This is a genomic window from Pseudomonas sp. TNT2022 ID1044 (assembly GCF_028656895.1).
Classification (GTDB): domain Bacteria; phylum Pseudomonadota; class Gammaproteobacteria; order Pseudomonadales; family Pseudomonadaceae; genus Aquipseudomonas; species Aquipseudomonas reinekei.
On sequence record NZ_JAMDHB010000037.1, the window covers coordinates 1 to 16105 of the forward strand.

Consider the following 16105-nt stretch of genomic DNA (forward strand, 5'->3'; position numbering starts at 1 on the left):
CCATCGCCCTGCAACTGAATATGCGCCCCCGTAAGCGCTTCGATTTCAAATGCCCGATCGAAGTCATGGGAGAGGTGATGCAGGAAGCCTTGGCTATGCGGCATGATGCTCCGGCTTCAATTCAATAACCGTGTTGCACTCAGCTCCTGCAACCGCCTGGTGTTTAGTGGGGCGATTAAAATCGGTGAAATAAAATTGTTTTCAATAGTCGTGGATAATGTTGCGTCGACGGCAACCTTGGCATTTAATATAAAGGAGTTGCCAGACAAGCCGCCTCTAAAATGGCAGTCAATAGAGTATAACGCCTGTCGAATTGGATTTACGTGCGATGATGTGAGGGGACTGAATGTGAAAAACCTTCCGGCAACCTCCCTGATGACAGTGAACATTGAGCGGCATGATTCTCGGTTTCGGGTATCGATAGAAGCGGAAGACTCATCGATAGAGTTTACTGCCGCATATTTGAGGCTTGGTGATCCATCGGTTTACTTTACTGATGATGTTTTCTGAGATCCAAGGTGTTCTAATCGTTGGTGTATAGCTTGTTGCGAAATTTTACGACCAATTAGCTGATGTGGCTTATTAAGACTGTTGATTGATGGGCTGAGCTTAGGAGAGTGGGTGATTAGTTTGGTGTTCATTGCTGGAATACTTCTCATGATGATCTGTCTGTAATAAAAATTGACGATATGTTTACTCAGGCTAGTGATCTCAAAGAAAATCTGTTGCAGGTGAAGTACCCCTCATCGCTGTTGCTTGATGTTGGTTGGTATCCTTCATTCGATCCTTGTGGTCATAATTAATCCTGGAGCTGAAGAGCCGTATATCCCAATGCCCTCTTAATTCTTCAATATTGCTTACCTAGAAAGCGTACCTATCGACAGAGGTTTCTTCTTTATAAGAACCTGGGGAAAGATAAGGTGGTGAGGCCCGCCGATGACTAAAAAATATGAGGCTCTTGTAGTCGAAGTTGATGAGGTTGTCGAAGAGGCAATGGTCTTGCTCGTTGAGGGCATGCTTGTCAAATGCTTTGCAAGCTACTGCCCGTTTGAAGTTGAGGTAGGTAAACAGTACCTGGTTGAGTTCGAAATGGTCTTGCCTGAAGGCAGTTGTGTCTTGGCGGCAAAAGGGTGCGATAGAAAAGTTGAGATGATTGGCTGCGGATTTTCTTGTGTTATTTCTGGATATTTGGACGGGGATGTCTTCCGATCATTTATTGATTTTATGGATCAAGAACTTCACTACGAGTACCCATATCTGAATGAGAGGTATGTAGAAGTTACTGCGGAAAGGATTGATGTTTCTTTTTGAGCAAGAGTGGCGAAATTTACGGGCAACGTCCTAGGGGATTTCCTTCAAGTACTAGCGGTTTTCATGAACTGGTGCGCGAAGGGTCAGAGCGATAGTCTTTATGAACCTAATCCTTTAGATCCGGAAGCTTCCACAGGTTTTATGTCGATCGGTAAAGTTGTGCAGGGCAAGAAAGCCTCAGGGATCCACCGATTTTTCAGTACGTGCGTGCCAAGTGTTTCGCCCTTGAAACAGCCTTAACCCTTTGAAAATTATTTGCTAAATCCGCGCAATAAACCTCAAGCCTGGCCGATACATCCAACAGGCGCAGACAAATTGATTACAACAATGGCGCCGGCCTGAAGGGGGGCTCCAATGCCTGCCTGTCAGAAAAACGGCATGGACGCTCGCAGCCACATCACCCGAGTATCGTCCTATGTCATTGCGTAATCTGAATATCGCGCCTCGCGCGTTCCTCGGTTTTTCCTTCATTGCGTTGCTGGTCATCGTGCTCGGTGTGTTCGCCGTGAACCGCATGACTGTCATCCGCGAGGCCTCCATCGACATGGAGTTGACGCAGCTGCCCAGCGTCGGCTACCTGGGCAACATGACCGAAAACGTCCTGCGCATGCGTATCCTGTCGTTCCGGGTGCTGGTCAACCGTGAACCGGCGGCGTTGCAGGAAGCCCAGACGCGTATCGGTGTGCTGGTCGACAAGCTGCGCAGTGCGCAAGCCAGTTACGCCGCGCTGCCGGCCGGGGCTGAAGAAGCGCAGTTGTACAAGACGTTCACCGCCACGCTGGACAATTACATGCAAGCCCAGACCCAGATGCTGGAGCTGTCGCGGCAGAACAAGCTCGATGAAATGCGCTCGCTGATCAACACACGGATCAAGGGCGGCACCGATCAGATGGGCGAGCAACTGAACAAACTGGTGGCCCTCAATACGGCCGATGCCAAGGGCGCTTCGGCCATCGCGGGTGCCAACTACGACAGCGCCATCACCGGCATCGTCGTGGTCGCTGTGATTGCCGCGTTGCTGACCGTGCTGTTGGCCTGGTTGTTGACCCGCAGCATCGTCACGCCGCTGAATCGCGCCGTACTGGCGGCCCAGACCATTGCCGAGGGCAATCTGAGTAAAGTCATCGACGTCGATGGCAAGGACGAACCGGCGCGGTTGCTCGGCGCCCTGGCCACGATGCAGGCCAGCCTGCGTAAAACCATCGAACAGATCGCCGGCTCTGCCACGCAATTGGGGACTGCCGCCGAAGAACTCAGCGCGGTGACTCAGGATGCGTCCCGTGGCCTGCAGCAACAGAACAACGAAATCGAGCAGGCCGCCACCGCCGTTAACGAAATGACCGCCGCCGTGGAAGAAGTGGCGCGTAACGCGGTCTCGACCTCCGAAGCGTCGAACCAATCGACCCAGGCCGCCCGCGAAGGCCGGGATCGGGTGGTGGAAACCGTCGATGCGATCCAGACCATGACCCACGACGTGCACAACACCTCGTTGATGATTGAAGGCCTGGCGACCCAGGGACGTGACATCGGCAAAGTGCTGGACGTGATCCGCGCGATCGCCGAGCAAACCAACCTGTTGGCGCTGAACGCGGCCATCGAAGCGGCCCGTGCCGGTGAAGCCGGTCGTGGGTTTGCGGTGGTGGCGGACGAGGTTCGGGCGTTGGCCCATCGCACGGCGCAATCGACCCAGGAAATCGAGAAGATGGTCGCCGGCATTCAGAACGGCACCGGAGAAGCGGTGGCGTCAATGCAGCAAAGCAATCAACGCACCCAAAGCACTCTGGAACTGGCCCGCGCCGCCGGTGTAGCGCTGGAGCAGATCACCGAGTCGATCCATTTGATCAACGAGCGCAACCTGGTGATCGCCAGTGCCTCGGAGGAACAGGCGCAGGTGTCTCGCGAAGTCGACCGCAACCTGGTGAACATTCGCGATCTGGCCACTCAGTCCGCCGCCGGCGCCAACCAGACCAGCACCGCCACCCATGAACTGTCGCGTCTGGCGGTGGATTTGAATGCGCTGGTGGCGCGCTTTGTCATCTAACGTGTGCGGCAAATCTGTAGGGGCCGCGTGCCCCTACAGGTATCAGCCGCGCAGTTTGAGCTCGGCGCACAAGCCACCGCCTTCACGATTACTTAACGTTAACGATCCCCCGATCGCCAACGCCAGTTGCTGTGCAATCGCCAGCCCCAGCCCGGTGCCGCCGGTACTGCGGTTACGCGAGTTCTCCACGCGGTAGAACGGTTCCATGACCTGGGCCAGCTCCGCTTCGGCAATGCCCGGGCCGCGGTCCATGACTTTTACCGAGACGCTGCCGTCGGCTTTCTTTTCGACCTGCAACTCGGCGGCGCCAGCAAATTTCAGGGCGTTGTCCGTCAGATTCACCAATACCCGGCGCAGGGCATGGGGACGGGTGTCGATGACGGTGGCGCTTTTCCCACTCAATTGAACCTCCTTGCCCACGTCCTGATAGTCGAACACCAGGCTGTCGAGGAACGAGTCCAGGTCGGTACGGCGACTTTCTTCGGTGGCGCCGTGGACGCTGCGGGCATAAGCCACGCCTTCGCGCACCAGGTGTTCCATCTCGCCGAGGTCGTTCCACAGCTTGTCTTTTTCCACGCAGTCATCCATGAACTCGGCGCGCAGCTTCATCCGTGTGATCGGCGTTTGCAGGTCATGGGAAATCGCGGCCAGCAGTTGCATGCGCTCTTTCAGGTAAGCGGCGATGCGCGCCTGCATGGCGTTGAAGGCCCTGGCGGCGTGGGCCACTTCGGTCGGGCCTTTTTCGTCCAGCAGCACCGGGTGGGTGTTGGGGTCAAGGTTGTCCACGGCTTCGGCGAGGCGGGTGAGGGGGCGAATGGCGATGCGTACGGCCAGCCAGGTGCAGGCGATCATCAGCGCCAGTTGGCCGAGCAGGACGATGGGCAGCCAGGGCGACAGCGGCACCATCGCAGGCCGCACGTCGATCGTCAGCGGGCTGCCGTCCGACAGTTTCAGGTGCACCTGAAAGTGTTTTCTCGGCCCCGGAATGTCGGTGAAGGTCATCGGATAATCTTTACCGATGGCGTCCTTGATCGAGGCCATTGCGATCGGCGCGCCGGGCATGTCCATGTCCATTGGGTCGCCGTTGGCGCCTTCACCCAGGAGATAACCGTAGTTGGCGCGTTGCAGCTGCTGCAGCCAGCCCATGCGTTCGTTGGCCGGCAAGCGGTCAAGGATGGCGATGGAGGTCGATACGTCGGTTTCCAGGTTGCCGAGCATGGTGTTTTTCGCGCTTTCGTAGCGCTCGTAATACTGCGCACCGAAGGACAGCGCCTGGGCGAGGATCAGGCCGACCAGGAAGATCAGCGACAACCTTGAAGCCAGGGTGCGGGGCCAACGCATCGACAGGTTCATGCTGGCGCACCGACGATTTCTACCGGCAGGGAGAACACATAGCCCTCGCTGCGTACGGTCTTGATGTAGGCCGGTTCACGGGCATCGTCCAGCAGTCGCTGGCGCAGGCGGCTCACCAACAGGTCGATGGAGCGATCGAACAAATCGGCGTCGCGACCCTGGGTCAGGTTGAGCAGCTGGTCGCGGTTGAGCACCCGCTGTGGATGATCGAGGAACACCCGCAGCAAGCGGTATTCGGCACCGCTCAAAGCGACCATGGTGCCGTCGCCGTCGAGCAGGTGACGGGCCGAGGTATCCAGTTTCCAGCGCCCGAAGGCCAGCAGGCGACTGCTTTCGGTGACCACCAGGTTGGGTGGCAACATCCGCGTGCGGCGCAGTACGGCGTTGATCCGCGCCAGCAATTCGCGGGCGGCGAACGGCTTGACCAGATAGTCGTCGGCGCCCATCTCAAGGCCGATGATGCGGTCGGTTTCATCGTTACGGGCGGTGAGCATCAATACCGGCGTGGCCTTGTGTTTTCCCGAGCGCAGCTCGCGGCAGAGCATCAGGCCATCGTCGCCCGGCATCATGATGTCCAGAACGATCAGGTCCACCGGCGTGGATTCGAGGAAGGTGCGCATCTGCCGGCCATCGGCGACGACGGTGGTGCGCAGACCGTTCTTCTTCAGGTAGTTGCCGACCAGTTCGCGGATCTCGCGGTCGTCGTCAACGATGAGAATGTGGTCGACGTGTTCCATGGGTCTTGCCTCTATATGTGGGGGATGTCGACAGTCTACCCAGCCTTTTCCCGCTCGCCCGCAGCGGTTTGTATTGCAGTGTATCTGGCTTGTTGGTGGATACACACAGACGTAAAAAAGCGATTTTTCCGGGGTTTTGTATCGCTCTGTATCCCGGCCCGGCTCAGATACTTTCCGATTTATCCGCGCCTGTTTCCGACACATGCGGGATACCTCGCAGGCTTTAAATAGGTTCCATCGAGGCAAGCCCAACCGCCTCTGCCCAAAAACGATTGACCCTATCCAGACCTTGAGGAAAACACCATGAACACCAAAGCCGTCTACGCCGCTTGCCTGTTTGCCGCCCTGAACATCTGCACCTTGTCGGCCCGTGCCGAATCCGATGTCAGCGCTAAACCCTACACCTACGGGACCCACCTGGACATCCAGAAAGTGGTGTCGCTGAAACAGGACGCTTCGCCTTCCTGCGGTGTGGTGGATGCCCAACTGACCTACCTCGATTCCCAGAGCAAAACCCAGGTCCTGGACTACCGCAAGATTTCCGATAACTGCAGCTCGGATAACTGAGTCCTGCGATTCGCCATTGCTCATCCCCTTTGAAACGAGGAACCAGACCATGAACAACATCAGCCGATTCTTGACCGCCTTTGCCTTCTCCGTCGCCGGCGCCGCCGCGCACGCCAATGCCGCTGTAGAACAAAGCGCCTGCGGCAGCAGCACCTGCTTCCAGTTGACACCGGTGGCGCAGAAGGGCGGTGAGGGTTTCCTCGCCGAGGATGGTTACAGCCGCACGCCGCAGGGGCAGGTCGTTGCCGAAAACGGGTCCAGCCACACGCCGCAGGGCAAGTGGCTGGATGGCCACACGGCCTGATGAACAACACCACAGGGCTTAGTGTTTGTCCCACATATTCAAGGTGATCCCATGTTCCTTATCGCTTTTCTGGGCGGCATATTGACCGTCCTCAGCCCGTGCATCCTGCCGGTCGTGCCGTTCCTGTTCGCCGGTGCCGACCGCAGCCGCTCATCAATCCTGCTCACGCTCGGCGGCATGGCCGTGACCTTTGCCCTGGTCGCCAGCCTGGCGGTGGTCAGCAGCGAATGGGTCATTCAGGCCAGCAACGCCGGCCGCCATGTGGCCCTGATCGTGATGGTGCTGTTTGCCCTGTCGCTGATTTCCGCCCGGGTCGGCGATTGGCTGACTCGTCCGTTCGTGCTGCTGGGCAATCGTCTTGACCCCAACAGCCGCAACGTCTCCGGCCCGCTGGGTTCGCTGATGATCGGTGTCGCCACCGGTCTGCTCTGGGCGCCGTGCGCCGGACCGATCCTCGGGGTGATCCTGACCAGCGCCATGTTGCAAGGCGCGAACGCCGGCACCAGCCTGTTGTTGGTGGCGTATGGCGCGGGCAGTGCGTTGTCGCTGGGCATTCTGATCTTCGCCGGTCGCGGACTGGTCAATCGCCTGAAGCCCTCGATCCCGGTCACTGGCTGGCTGCGTCGTGGCGCCGGTGTCGCGGTGTTGGCCGGGGCGGCGGTGATCTCCACCGGCGCGGATAGCGTGCTGTTGGCCAATACCTCTTCGCAAGGTGTCAGCAGCGTTGAGAAAGGCGTGCTGGAAACCGTGCCGAAAGTGGTCGATTACTTCGTCAGCAAGGTCAAGGCCGAGTCCATGGACAACGCCCAGGGTGCCATGCCATCGCTGAACGGCGCCGTGCAATGGCTCAACTCACCGGCCCTGACCAATGAATCGCTCAAAGGCAAAGTGGTGCTGGTGGATTTCTGGACGTTCGACTGCATCAACTGCAAACGCACCCTGCCGTACGTGAAGGACTGGGCGAAGAAATACGAGAAAGACGGGCTGGTGGTGATTGGCGTACACACCCCGGAATACGGCTTCGAACGGATCATCGATAACGTCAAGGACAAGGTGAAGGAGTACGGCATCACCTACCCGGTGGCGATCGACAACAACTACGCGATCTGGCGCAACTTCGATAACCAGTACTGGCCGGCGCATTACCTGGTCGATGCCAAGGGCCAGGTGCGTTTCACCCACTTCGGTGAAGGTCGCTACGACGCCCAGGAGAAGATGATCCAGCAACTGCTGGAAGAGGCCAAGGCCGACGCCAAGGCCACCACTCCGGCGGCGTGATCCCGCAAATCAATGGCTCACAGGTCTCGCACCGTGGGCCATTGCGCGGTTCTACTGACTACGCCGTCACGCCGCTGGCGGCGCTCCCTATTCGCGACGAAATGTCTGGTTGAAACCGCCGGACGATCGGACAAGGTCGCCCGACGATCGGACAGGACAGCAGCGGCCGGCAGCGCGATAGTTGACGCACAGGGTCTGCCGGCCCTGTCATGTGAACATCATCGATCCCACCACGGCGGAATAATCGTCCGTCGATCACCGTTCAGTGCGCCAAACAGAGATTGTCTCCATGAGCACACCCATTGATCTTACTGCCTTGAAAAACCGCCAGATGGCCGCTTGGGCCAGTGGTGATTACGCCGTGATCGGCACCACCTTGCAGATCGTCGGCGAGCAACTGGCCGAAGCCTGTGACCTGCTGTGCGATGAGCAAGTGCTTGATGTCGCGGCCGGTAACGGCAACGCGACACTGGCGGCGGCGCGTCGCGGTTGCCAGGTCACCTCAACTGACTATGTGGCCGCTCTGCTCGAACGCGGCGAAGATCGCGCCCGGGCGGAACGTCTGAACGTGACGTTCCAGGTGGCCGATGCCGAAGCGCTGCCATTCGACGATGGCAGTTTCGATGCCGTGCTTTCGACCTTCGGCGTGATGTTTACCCCGGATCAGGCCAAAGCCGCTTCGGAGCTGGCGCGGGTCTGTCGGCCCGGTGGCCGGATCGGCCTGGCCAACTGGACGCCGGAGGGTTTCGTCGGCCAGATGTTCAAGACCCTCGGCCGGCACCTGCCACCACCCCCTGGCGCGCAACCGCCGTCGCAATGGGGCACTGAGGCCTGGCTGCATACGCACTTTGACGAGCGTAACTTTCTGGTTCAGGTGACACGCAAGACGTTCAATTTCCGCTATCGCAGTGCCGGGCATTTCATCGATACGTTTCGAATGTGGTATGGGCCGGTGCACAAGGCGTTTGCGGCACTGCCACCGGAAAGCGGTTTGGCCCTGGAAAGTGACCTGGCGGATCTGATCAACCGTTCGAACCGGGCGGGGGACAAGTCTCTGGTGGTGCCGAGTGAATACCTGGAGGTGGTGATCACCCGGCGTTAACGCACAGCACAACGCCTGTGGGAGCGAGCAGGCTCGCTCCCACAGGGAAACGGGCATGGCACTTACTGGTGTCGCGACCCGTCGAACCACTCCAACGCCGTACGCCAAAAGCAGATCCCCAGAAAATACGCCGACATCAGCAACCAGAGCCCCATCACCATCGGGTTGATCACCGGATGATTGATCACCAGCGACAAGCTGCACAGCAACCAGGTCGCGGTCACGGCAATGTTGATCGGCATGAAGCGGCGCACGCGGAACGGGTGCAGGAATTTCATTCGGGTCAGCGTCAGCAAAGCCAGGCCAATCACGGTGAGGAAAGTGATCCACGGTGAGGGAGCAATGATGTACAGGCATAAGGCGACCACGTTCCACGCGGCGGGAAAGCCCTGGAAGTAGTTGTCCTTGCTTTTCATATTGACGTTGCAGAAACAGAACAACGACGACACCAGGATCAGCGACACGGTCAGCAACAGCGTGTTGTCCGGCAGCGGGATGTAGCGATAGATGAACAACGCCGGAATAAACACATAGGTCAGGTAGTCAATCACCAGATCGAGGATCGAGCCGTCGAAACCGGGCAGCACCGCTTGCACATTGACCTTGCGTGCCAGCGCACCGTCCAGGCCGTCAACGATCAGGGCCACGCCCAGCCAGAGCAGGCAGTTGGTCGGCTGGTTATCGAGCAGGGCGAGTGTGGCGAGGAACGCGGTGACCACGCCAGTGGCGGTGAATCCATGGGCACCCCAGGCCTTGAGCCTGGCGATGTGTAGAGTCGATATCACGGGGGCGTTCTCCAGAAAGTGAAGCAAGCCAGTCAACGCCTTCATCGAGGGCGGCAGCAAACCGGGTCGGGTTGCAGGTATCGACCGGGTATCCGGGAATAAGGTTCACCGCTTATGAATCTTAGCCAAGCCCCGAAAAAACACCCTGGCAAATACGCGGGGCTGATTGCCGGGCGTCAGCCAAACGGTGGTGGCGCATTTACAGGTGAGGTCTATCGTTGCCTGACGGATCACTCCCTTCGATGAGGATGTCGTCATGAACACCAGCGATTTGCTCGAACAATTACTGCGGGCCGGCCAGGGCTCGATGCCGCGACAGGGCGGCGGTGGGGCCTCGGCACAAGGCGGCCTCGGCGATCTGGGCGGATTGCTTGGGGGCCTGTTGGGTGGCGGTGGCGGCGCCAGCGGTGCCGGGGCGGGTGCTGGTGGAATGGGCGGGCTGGGTGGCTTGCTCGGTGGCTTGCTCGGAGGTGGTTCGGCGCGGATGGGCGGCGCGCCGCAGTCGCGATCCGGTGGTGGCGCCAACTACGCGGCGCTCGCGTCGCTGGGGATGATGGCATTCCAGGCCTATCAAGCCTGGCAACGCAGTCAGGCTTCGCAGCAACAACAGGCGCCGCAACAGGCCATGCGCACGGTGGACATGCTGGCCGGGCCGGAAGTCGAAGAACACAGCCATGCGATCTTGCGTGCATTGATTGCTGCGGCCAAGGCTGACGGCCGGTTCGACGATGCTGAGAAGGCGATGATCAACAAACAAATCGCCAGCCACACTGACGACCCGCAGTTGCAGCAGTGGCTCGACGATGAAGTCGCCAAACCGCTGGACCCCAATGAGGTGGCCCAGTCGGCAACCGATCCTGGCATGGCCGCCGAAATGTACCTGGCCAGTGTGATGCTGGTGGATGATCAACAGGATGCCGAACGCCGCTATCTCGATGAACTGGCGGCAGCGTTGCGGATTGAACCGGATTTGCAGGTGCGTCTGGAACAGCAGGCCAAGGGCGGGGTTGCTTGATTTTGTATCCGTGAGGACCAGCGGCGCCTGCCAGGAGGCCATCGCGGGCAAGCCCGCAGGTACCGGGGTTGTCCACAGAATCTGTTATCGCCACCCGTCTCTGTGGGAGTTGGCTTGCCAGCGATGATCGATGACGCGGTCAACCTGCCGGTGAATCCGGTCTTCGGCAATCCAACTGTGCCCGCTGAGTATATTTCCTGAGCCGCAAGCCCGATGCGGCCGACAGGCCCGTCTGTCCGGGCAATTCCAACGCCGATGGAATTTTTGCCCGAACGCTTTGCTCTGCTGAGTTAAGGGACATGCTGATTCAGCGCCCTGCAGCGATACGCAGGTGAGCCATGAACAAAAACCTCGATGACTACAATCGCATGCGCGATTTTTCGGCGACGTCCGAGCCGGCTGCCGTCAAGCGAACCGGCAGGAAAAACGCCAAGGATCATGCGCTGCAATTCTGCATTCAGAAACACGACGCCTCGCGCCTGCATTACGACTTCCGCCTGGAGCTCGATGGTGCGCTCAAGAGCTGGGCAGTGCCAAAAGGCCCGTCCCTCGACCCCAAGGTCAAGCGCCTGGCAGTGCACGTCGAAGACCATCCGCTGGACTACGCCACCTTCGAGGGCCGCATCCCCGAAGGTCACTATGGCGCCGGCGATGTCATTGTCTGGGACCGTGGGGTGTGGATTCCTCAGGACGACCCGGCCAAGGCCTACGAGAAGGGTCGTCTCAAGTTCGAGCTGCAAGGCGAGAAGCTCGAAGGGCTGTGGAACCTGGTGCGTACGCACATGCCGGGCAAGCAGGAGCAGTGGTTCCTGATCAAGCATCAGGATGGCGCGGCGCGGCCCGAAAGTGATTACGACGTGGTGAGCGCCGAGCCCGACAGCGTCATCAGTGAGCGCACCATCGTGGCCAAGGCACCCAAGGCGAAAAAAACCGCCAAGCCCAAACCCATCAGAAAACCGGCTGCCCCGGTGAAGGAAAAATCCGCGCCGCTCACCGGCGCGCGCAAGGCCAAACTGCCGGATCAGATCAAGCCGGAACTGGCGACCCTGGTGGAAAAAGCCCCGGAGGGCCAGTGGAGCTATGAGGTCAAGTTCGACGGTTACCGGATCATGGCGCGCATCGACCACGACGAGGTCAAACTCTTCACTCGCAACGGTCACGACTGGACACACAAGTTGCCCGAGCAGGCCAGGGCGTTGGCCGGCCTGGGCCTGGAATCGGTTTGGCTCGATGGCGAAATGGTCGTGGCGGACCAACAGGGCGTACCGGATTTCCAGGCATTGCAGAACGCCTTCGAAGCCGGTCGCAGCGGCAACATCCTTTATTACCTGTTCGACATGCCCTACCTCAACGGCGTGGACCTGCGCGAGGTGCCGGTCGAGGAGCGAAGGGCGGCGCTGGCGACCGTACTCAACGCCAGCAAAGACCCGCTGTTGCGCTTCTCCGACGCGTTTGGCGAAGACCCCCAGGCGTTACTCAACAGCGCCTGCCAGATGCGCATGGAAGGGCTGATCGGCAAGCGCCTCGGGTCGCCCTATGTGTCCCGGCGCAGCCGCGACTGGATCAAGCTCAAGTGCAAGCATCGCCAGGAGTTCGTCATCGTCGGCTACACCGATCCCAAGGGCACGCGCAGCGCGTTCGGTGCCTTGCTGTTGGGGCTGCACGACCGCGACAGTGGCAAGTTGCGCTATGCGGGCAAGGTCGGCACCGGGTTCACCGAAGCGACGCTCGACAGCATTCATCAACAGCTCAAGCCCTTGCAGAGCAAAAAGCCGTCGGTGGTCAACCCGCCCACGGGGGGCGAACTCAAGGGCGTGCACTGGCTCAAGCCGGAACGGTTGGCCGAAGTGGCCTTCGCTGAAATGACCAAGGACGGTTCGGTGCGTCATGCGGTGTTCCATGGTCTGCGTGACGACAAACCTGCCCGGGACATCACTGAAGAGCGAGCGACGACCGTGAAAACTGCCTGCGCGAAAAAACCTGCCGACAAGTCATCCGCCGCCAGTGCGAAGAAAGCCGAGCCGGCACCGTCCCAGATCGGCATGGAGGAGGGCAAGGTGCGCATCACCCACCCCGATCGGGTCATCGATGCCAGCAGCGGCACGACCAAAGTGCAACTGGCTCAGTATTACGCCAGCGTCGCCGAGTGGATTTTGCCGCAACTCAAGGATCGCCCGGTGGCGCTGGTGCGTGCGCCTGACGGTATTGACGGCGAACTGTTTTTCCAGAAAAACGCCGAGCGCCTGGCGATTCCCGGCATTAAGACCCTGGATCAAAAGCTCACGGGCCAGCCAATGATGGTCATCAACAACGCCGAAGCGTTGATTGGTGCCGTGCAGATGAGCACCGTGGAGCTGCACACCTGGAACGCCACGTCGGACAACCTCGACAAACCCGACCGCTTTGTACTCGACCTCGACCCGGACCCGGCCCTGCCGTGGAAACGCATGGTCGAGGCGACCCGGCTCACCCTCTCAGTGCTCGATGAATTGGGACTCAAGGCGTTTCTCAAGACCAGCGGCGGCAAGGGCATTCACCTGGTGGTGCCGCTGACCCGCAAGCTCGGTTGGGACGAGGTCAAGGACTTCAGCCACGCGATCGTCAGCCATATGGCCAAGTTGCTGCCCGAACGTTTTTCGGCGGTGTCGGGGCCGAAGAATCGGGTGGGGCGTATCTTCATCGATTACCTGCGCAACGGCCTGGGGGCGACGACCATCTGCGCCTATGCCGTGCGGACCCGCGAAGGGATGCCGGTATCGATGCCGATTTTTCGGGAAGAAGTGGAGGACTTAAAGGGTGGGAACCAGTGGAATATTCACAACGCCCATGAACGCTTGGCTGAGGTGGGGGATGAGCCGTGGGCGGACATGAAGAAAACCCGGCAGACCATTACGGCCGAGATGCGCCGACGGGTCGGGATGAAGAAGACCTGATGCCCCTGCAGGAGCTGCCGCAGCTAGCGTCAGCTCCTGCAAGGCAGTGTATTACTTGACGAACGCCTGGAAGTCATTACCCAGTTTGTCGATCGCTGCCTTGAAGTCCTGGGCAGTGATTTTCTGTTTGTCATTTTCCAGCGTGGTGCCGAAGACCTTACGCACGACCTTGGCTACGGTCTGGTTGCTTTTGGCGTCGATAAACTCGGCCTCGATATACAGTTCGGTGTCTTCATCCCGAATACCCGTAGCGGCGGACACACCACCGACGACCGCCGCGATGGGCACCACTTCATACCAGTGCATGCCTTCAGGGGAGGCACTGACGCCGGTGATCGCTGCCCGCATGACCAGGGTTTTGGCGCCGGCCGGCGCGGCGCCTGGGCTGGAAACCACCCGGTACTTATGCCCCAGCGTGGTCTTGGCCTTGTTGCTCATGTAGTTCTGGATGTCGTTCAGCGTCTGCTGGTTGACCCGCTCATTGGGCTTGGGCGCCGGGTACATTTCCAGACGGGTGAATGCCACGGTGTCATAGGCATTCGGGTTCCACGACGGGCTTTCCCAACGCATGGCTGTTCCGCCGCTGGGTGTTTCAACTTGCTGCAGATTGTTGTAGTTGGATAGGTAGCCGGAGTACTGATCCTTCTCGGTGACTTTCGACGTACAACCACCGAGCAACAGACTGGCCAGGGCAGTGCCGACGAGCAATTTACGGGTCAGGTTCATAATGCGGTTTGCTCCTTGGATAAAATTCTTTTTTCGTAAAAAACAATCAGAAACGCCAAGTCATGTTCCGGTCACGGCTTGAATCCCGGCACTGTCGATTTCCCCGGAAACGCGATTGCCCGATGTGGATTTGGTCTGCCTGCGGCGAGCACTGTAAAGGTGGGTAAAGCCAATGGTTTGAAATGCATGGCGTCAACACCTGTGCGTCAGTTCCTGACAACGCTTTTTAAGTTGTCTCCCGCAATGAGCGTAGGTTCGAATTACAAAATCGCCAGTACGGATTTGCTGCTATGTCCGGGCTTCAGTTGCAACTCATCCCTGCCACCGGCCTTTACTGGCCTCGTACAAGACGTACGTATTATTTTGGCGACGGAGAATTCCAGGATGGGGTATCACGCATCCCGCAACAGGTCATTGGCGTTGAGGATGTCGTAGGCGATTTCCGGGCGTTTTTCCATGGCGCGACGGATCGCCGCCGGGATCGCTGCGCGAGTCTTGCGGCACAGCCCGGGCAGCTCGCCGACGTGAATGCCGATGCCGCGCATGGTGCGCACTTCGTTCAAGCTGGGGACGATGTCGACGCGGATACCCAGTTGCTCGAGCATTCGCCGTTGCAGGTGCTCCAGGTCCTGGAGGCTTGTGAGGTTTTCCAGGCGATCGATCAGGCGCTTTTCTTCCGTGCGCGTCAGAAACAGGATGCGCACGTCCGCCCCCGGTGTTTCGAGCAACGGGTCACGCCCGCAATCGCAGGCGCCGGGCGGGCAGGGTTGGCGGATCGGAGCAGTGGAGTTCATGGGGTTCAATCATAGAGCGCTGTGCTTGAATTTGCCCAGAGGGTTCGGGCAGGTACAGGCGACCCCCTGAGCGAGCCTGCTCGCGAGGGTGGATCAGCTTTTTGACGATAAGGCATTTTGCTGGCCCCCAGGTTGTTCGGTTGTCGCCAGAATCGCTTCATTTTCAGGCGGTTAGGGTGGGTATTTGATGCGCAATATGTGGGTCGCTTTGATCTCGTTCGGCATGGCGGGCCTTGCAGTTCCTGCCGAGGGAAAGCAGCTGAAGGCCGGTGATACCTACATGTGCAGTTGGGGCGCGGGTACGGCGGCTAGAGCACAGGAACTCAAGTTGTCCGGGGTTTCGCTGTATGCGGCGCGACAGAAAATCCAGTCGTACAAGTTTTCCAAGTCCTGGATGCGGATGATGGCCATGGGTATTACCGAGCAAACTTATGACAGTCCGACGAGGATGAAACCGGCGGCGGTCCGGCGCAGTTTTTATGATGATTGTGTGAAGTATAAGTTGGCTCGTAAGTGATGGCTTTTTAGTCTGGGTCCGTATCCATTTCTTCGGTAACGGCCACTTGGGGTTTCGCCTTTACGTCAATTCCCTTTGGCCAGCCAGGACCCTCGTCGGATCGACCGCCTCATCGACCCACGCCGTCTATATTCAATGACTGGCATCAAGCCTGAACCTCGTTTTCTGATTCACCTGACATTGCATAAACCTCAATTCAATCAGGAGATCATCATGACCCAGCTCGACAAAGTCTTGTACACCGCCAAAACCCACACCACGGGCGGGCGAGACGGCGCATCAAAAAGCTCTGACGGCATTCTCGATGTCAAACTGTCATCCCCTGGCGCGGGCGGAGGGGGTACCAATCCGGAGCAGTTGTTCGCCGCGGGCTGGTCTGCCTGTTTCATCGGTGCGATGCAGGTCGCGGCCAAGGAAATGAAAGTGGCGCTACCCAAAGATGTGGCTGTCGATACCGAAGTCGACCTGGGCACCAATGAAGGCGGCTACCTGCTGCAGGCGCGATTGAATGTCAGCCTGCCGGGGCTGGACCGCGAGACCGCGCAAAAAATTGTCGAAACCGGGCACCAGTACTGCCCGTATTCCAAAGCAACTCGCAATAACATCAATGTAACGGTGAAATTGGTCTAGGGCCGTTGAGGC

The 16105-nt window shown here is 59.0% G+C and carries 16 protein-coding genes and 1 pseudogene; 12 read left to right on the forward strand and 5 right to left on the reverse strand.

Annotated features, from left to right (window positions below):
- The 4 genes and pseudogenes from M5G20_RS29440 to M5G20_RS29450 all read left to right on the forward strand — a co-directional run.
- A pseudogene (locus M5G20_RS29440) lies at positions 1 to 128 on the forward strand (IS30 family transposase); the annotation flags it as partial.
- Complete coding sequence (locus M5G20_RS30415; protein WP_443218332.1) at positions 106 to 510, forward strand: Imm50 family immunity protein; 405 nt, start codon at positions 106 to 108, stop codon at positions 508 to 510. The pseudogene M5G20_RS29440 and the gene M5G20_RS30415, both read left to right, overlap by 23 nt.
- A 426-nt stretch (positions 511 to 936) precedes the next feature.
- Positions 937 to 1311, forward strand: coding sequence for a hypothetical protein (locus M5G20_RS29445; RefSeq protein WP_273922021.1), 375 nt, complete (start codon positions 937 to 939; stop codon positions 1309 to 1311).
- 415 nt (positions 1312 to 1726) lie between these two features.
- Entirely contained in the window at positions 1727 to 3352 is a 1626-nt protein-coding gene (locus M5G20_RS29450; protein ID WP_273922022.1) for a methyl-accepting chemotaxis protein, read from the forward strand.
- A 42-nt stretch (positions 3353 to 3394) separates the two neighbouring features.
- Here M5G20_RS29450 and M5G20_RS29455 read toward each other — a convergent pair whose 3' ends face one another.
- Together M5G20_RS29455 and M5G20_RS29460 are read right to left on the reverse strand one after the other, a co-directional pair.
- A complete protein-coding gene (locus tag M5G20_RS29455) occupies positions 3395 to 4705 on the reverse strand; it encodes an ATP-binding protein (protein WP_273922023.1) in 1311 nt (436 codons plus the stop codon).
- Positions 4702 to 5442 carry a response regulator gene (locus M5G20_RS29460; RefSeq protein ID WP_075949170.1) on the reverse strand — a complete coding sequence of 247 codons (741 nt, stop codon included), beginning with the start codon at positions 5440 to 5442 and terminating at the stop codon, positions 4702 to 4704. Before M5G20_RS29460 ends, M5G20_RS29455 begins: the two co-directional genes overlap by 4 nt.
- Before the next feature lie 303 nt (positions 5443 to 5745).
- Between M5G20_RS29460 and M5G20_RS29465 the strand changes: the two genes are divergently transcribed.
- The 4 genes from M5G20_RS29465 to M5G20_RS29480 all read left to right on the forward strand — a co-directional run bounded on the left by M5G20_RS29465 (position 5746) and on the right by M5G20_RS29480 (position 8693).
- On the forward strand, positions 5746 to 6009 hold the full coding sequence (locus M5G20_RS29465) for a DUF2790 domain-containing protein (RefSeq protein ID WP_150732470.1): 264 nt from the start codon (positions 5746 to 5748) through the stop codon (positions 6007 to 6009).
- A gap of 49 nt (positions 6010 to 6058) precedes the next feature.
- On the forward strand, positions 6059 to 6313 hold the full coding sequence (locus M5G20_RS29470) for a hypothetical protein (RefSeq protein WP_273922024.1): 255 nt from the start codon (positions 6059 to 6061) through the stop codon (positions 6311 to 6313).
- 51 nt (positions 6314 to 6364) lie between these two features.
- Positions 6365 to 7591, forward strand: a complete 1227-nt coding sequence (locus M5G20_RS29475; RefSeq protein ID WP_273922025.1) for a cytochrome c biogenesis protein DipZ — start codon at positions 6365 to 6367, stop codon at positions 7589 to 7591.
- Between the two features lie 289 nt (positions 7592 to 7880).
- Complete coding sequence (locus M5G20_RS29480; RefSeq protein WP_273922026.1) at positions 7881 to 8693, forward strand: class I SAM-dependent methyltransferase; 813 nt, start codon at positions 7881 to 7883, stop codon at positions 8691 to 8693.
- A 62-nt stretch (positions 8694 to 8755) separates the two neighbouring features.
- Here M5G20_RS29480 and pcsA read toward each other — a convergent pair whose 3' ends face one another.
- Entirely contained in the window at positions 8756 to 9478 is a 723-nt protein-coding gene (gene pcsA, locus M5G20_RS29485) for a phosphatidylcholine synthase (RefSeq protein ID WP_273922027.1), read from the reverse strand.
- 256 nt (positions 9479 to 9734) lie between these two features.
- Here pcsA and M5G20_RS29490 point away from each other — a divergent pair, with 256 nt between their 5' ends.
- Positions 9735 to 10493: a tellurite resistance TerB family protein gene (locus M5G20_RS29490; protein ID WP_273922028.1), complete on the forward strand. Its 759-nt coding sequence runs from the start codon at positions 9735 to 9737 to the stop codon at positions 10491 to 10493.
- A gap of 338 nt (positions 10494 to 10831) precedes the next feature.
- Complete coding sequence (ligD, locus tag M5G20_RS29495) at positions 10832 to 13426, forward strand: DNA ligase D (protein WP_273922029.1); 2595 nt, start codon at positions 10832 to 10834, stop codon at positions 13424 to 13426.
- A 51-nt stretch (positions 13427 to 13477) separates the two neighbouring features.
- Here the strand turns inward: ligD and M5G20_RS29500 are convergent, their stop codons facing one another.
- Both M5G20_RS29500 and M5G20_RS29505 read right to left on the reverse strand, forming a co-directional pair.
- Positions 13478 to 14152, reverse strand: a complete 675-nt coding sequence (locus M5G20_RS29500) for a DUF3313 domain-containing protein (RefSeq protein WP_273922030.1) — start codon at positions 14150 to 14152, stop codon at positions 13478 to 13480.
- A gap of 392 nt (positions 14153 to 14544) precedes the next feature.
- Entirely contained in the window at positions 14545 to 14946 is a 402-nt protein-coding gene (locus M5G20_RS29505) for a hypothetical protein (protein ID WP_273922031.1), read from the reverse strand.
- A 187-nt stretch (positions 14947 to 15133) separates the two neighbouring features.
- On the opposite strand from M5G20_RS29505, the gene M5G20_RS29510 reads away from it, so the two are divergent.
- Both M5G20_RS29510 and M5G20_RS29515 read left to right on the forward strand, forming a co-directional pair.
- A complete protein-coding gene (locus M5G20_RS29510) occupies positions 15134 to 15463 on the forward strand; it encodes a hypothetical protein (protein WP_273922032.1) in 330 nt (109 codons plus the stop codon).
- 213 nt (positions 15464 to 15676) lie between these two features.
- Complete coding sequence (locus tag M5G20_RS29515) at positions 15677 to 16093, forward strand: organic hydroperoxide resistance protein (RefSeq protein ID WP_273922033.1); 417 nt, start codon at positions 15677 to 15679, stop codon at positions 16091 to 16093.
- The last annotated feature ends 12 nt before the right edge of the window (positions 16094 to 16105 follow it).

Bases quoted from the DNA above. Each gene is read 5' to 3' on its own strand.
- M5G20_RS30415 (WP_443218332.1), top strand. From the start codon at position 106: ATGCTCCGGCTTCAATTCAATAACCGTGTTGCACTCAGCTCCTGCAAC.
- M5G20_RS29445 (WP_273922021.1), top strand. From the start codon at position 937: ATGACTAAAAAATATGAGGCTCTTGTAGTCGAAGTTGATGAGGTTGTC.
- M5G20_RS29450 (WP_273922022.1), top strand. From the start codon at position 1,727: ATGTCATTGCGTAATCTGAATATCGCGCCTCGCGCGTTCCTCGGTTTT.
- M5G20_RS29455 (WP_273922023.1), bottom strand. From the start codon at position 4,705: ATGAACCTGTCGATGCGTTGGCCCCGCACCCTGGCTTCAAGGTTGTCG.
- M5G20_RS29460 (WP_075949170.1), bottom strand. From the start codon at position 5,442: ATGGAACACGTCGACCACATTCTCATCGTTGACGACGACCGCGAGATC.
- M5G20_RS29465 (WP_150732470.1), top strand. From the start codon at position 5,746: ATGAACACCAAAGCCGTCTACGCCGCTTGCCTGTTTGCCGCCCTGAAC.
- M5G20_RS29470 (WP_273922024.1), top strand. From the start codon at position 6,059: ATGAACAACATCAGCCGATTCTTGACCGCCTTTGCCTTCTCCGTCGCC.
- M5G20_RS29475 (WP_273922025.1), top strand. From the start codon at position 6,365: ATGTTCCTTATCGCTTTTCTGGGCGGCATATTGACCGTCCTCAGCCCG.
- M5G20_RS29480 (WP_273922026.1), top strand. From the start codon at position 7,881: ATGAGCACACCCATTGATCTTACTGCCTTGAAAAACCGCCAGATGGCC.
- M5G20_RS29490 (WP_273922028.1), top strand. From the start codon at position 9,735: ATGAACACCAGCGATTTGCTCGAACAATTACTGCGGGCCGGCCAGGGC.
- ligD (WP_273922029.1), top strand. From the start codon at position 10,832: ATGAACAAAAACCTCGATGACTACAATCGCATGCGCGATTTTTCGGCG.
- M5G20_RS29500 (WP_273922030.1), bottom strand. From the start codon at position 14,152: ATGAACCTGACCCGTAAATTGCTCGTCGGCACTGCCCTGGCCAGTCTG.
- M5G20_RS29505 (WP_273922031.1), bottom strand. From the start codon at position 14,946: ATGAACTCCACTGCTCCGATCCGCCAACCCTGCCCGCCCGGCGCCTGC.
- M5G20_RS29510 (WP_273922032.1), top strand. From the start codon at position 15,134: ATGCGCAATATGTGGGTCGCTTTGATCTCGTTCGGCATGGCGGGCCTT.
- M5G20_RS29515 (WP_273922033.1), top strand. From the start codon at position 15,677: ATGACCCAGCTCGACAAAGTCTTGTACACCGCCAAAACCCACACCACG.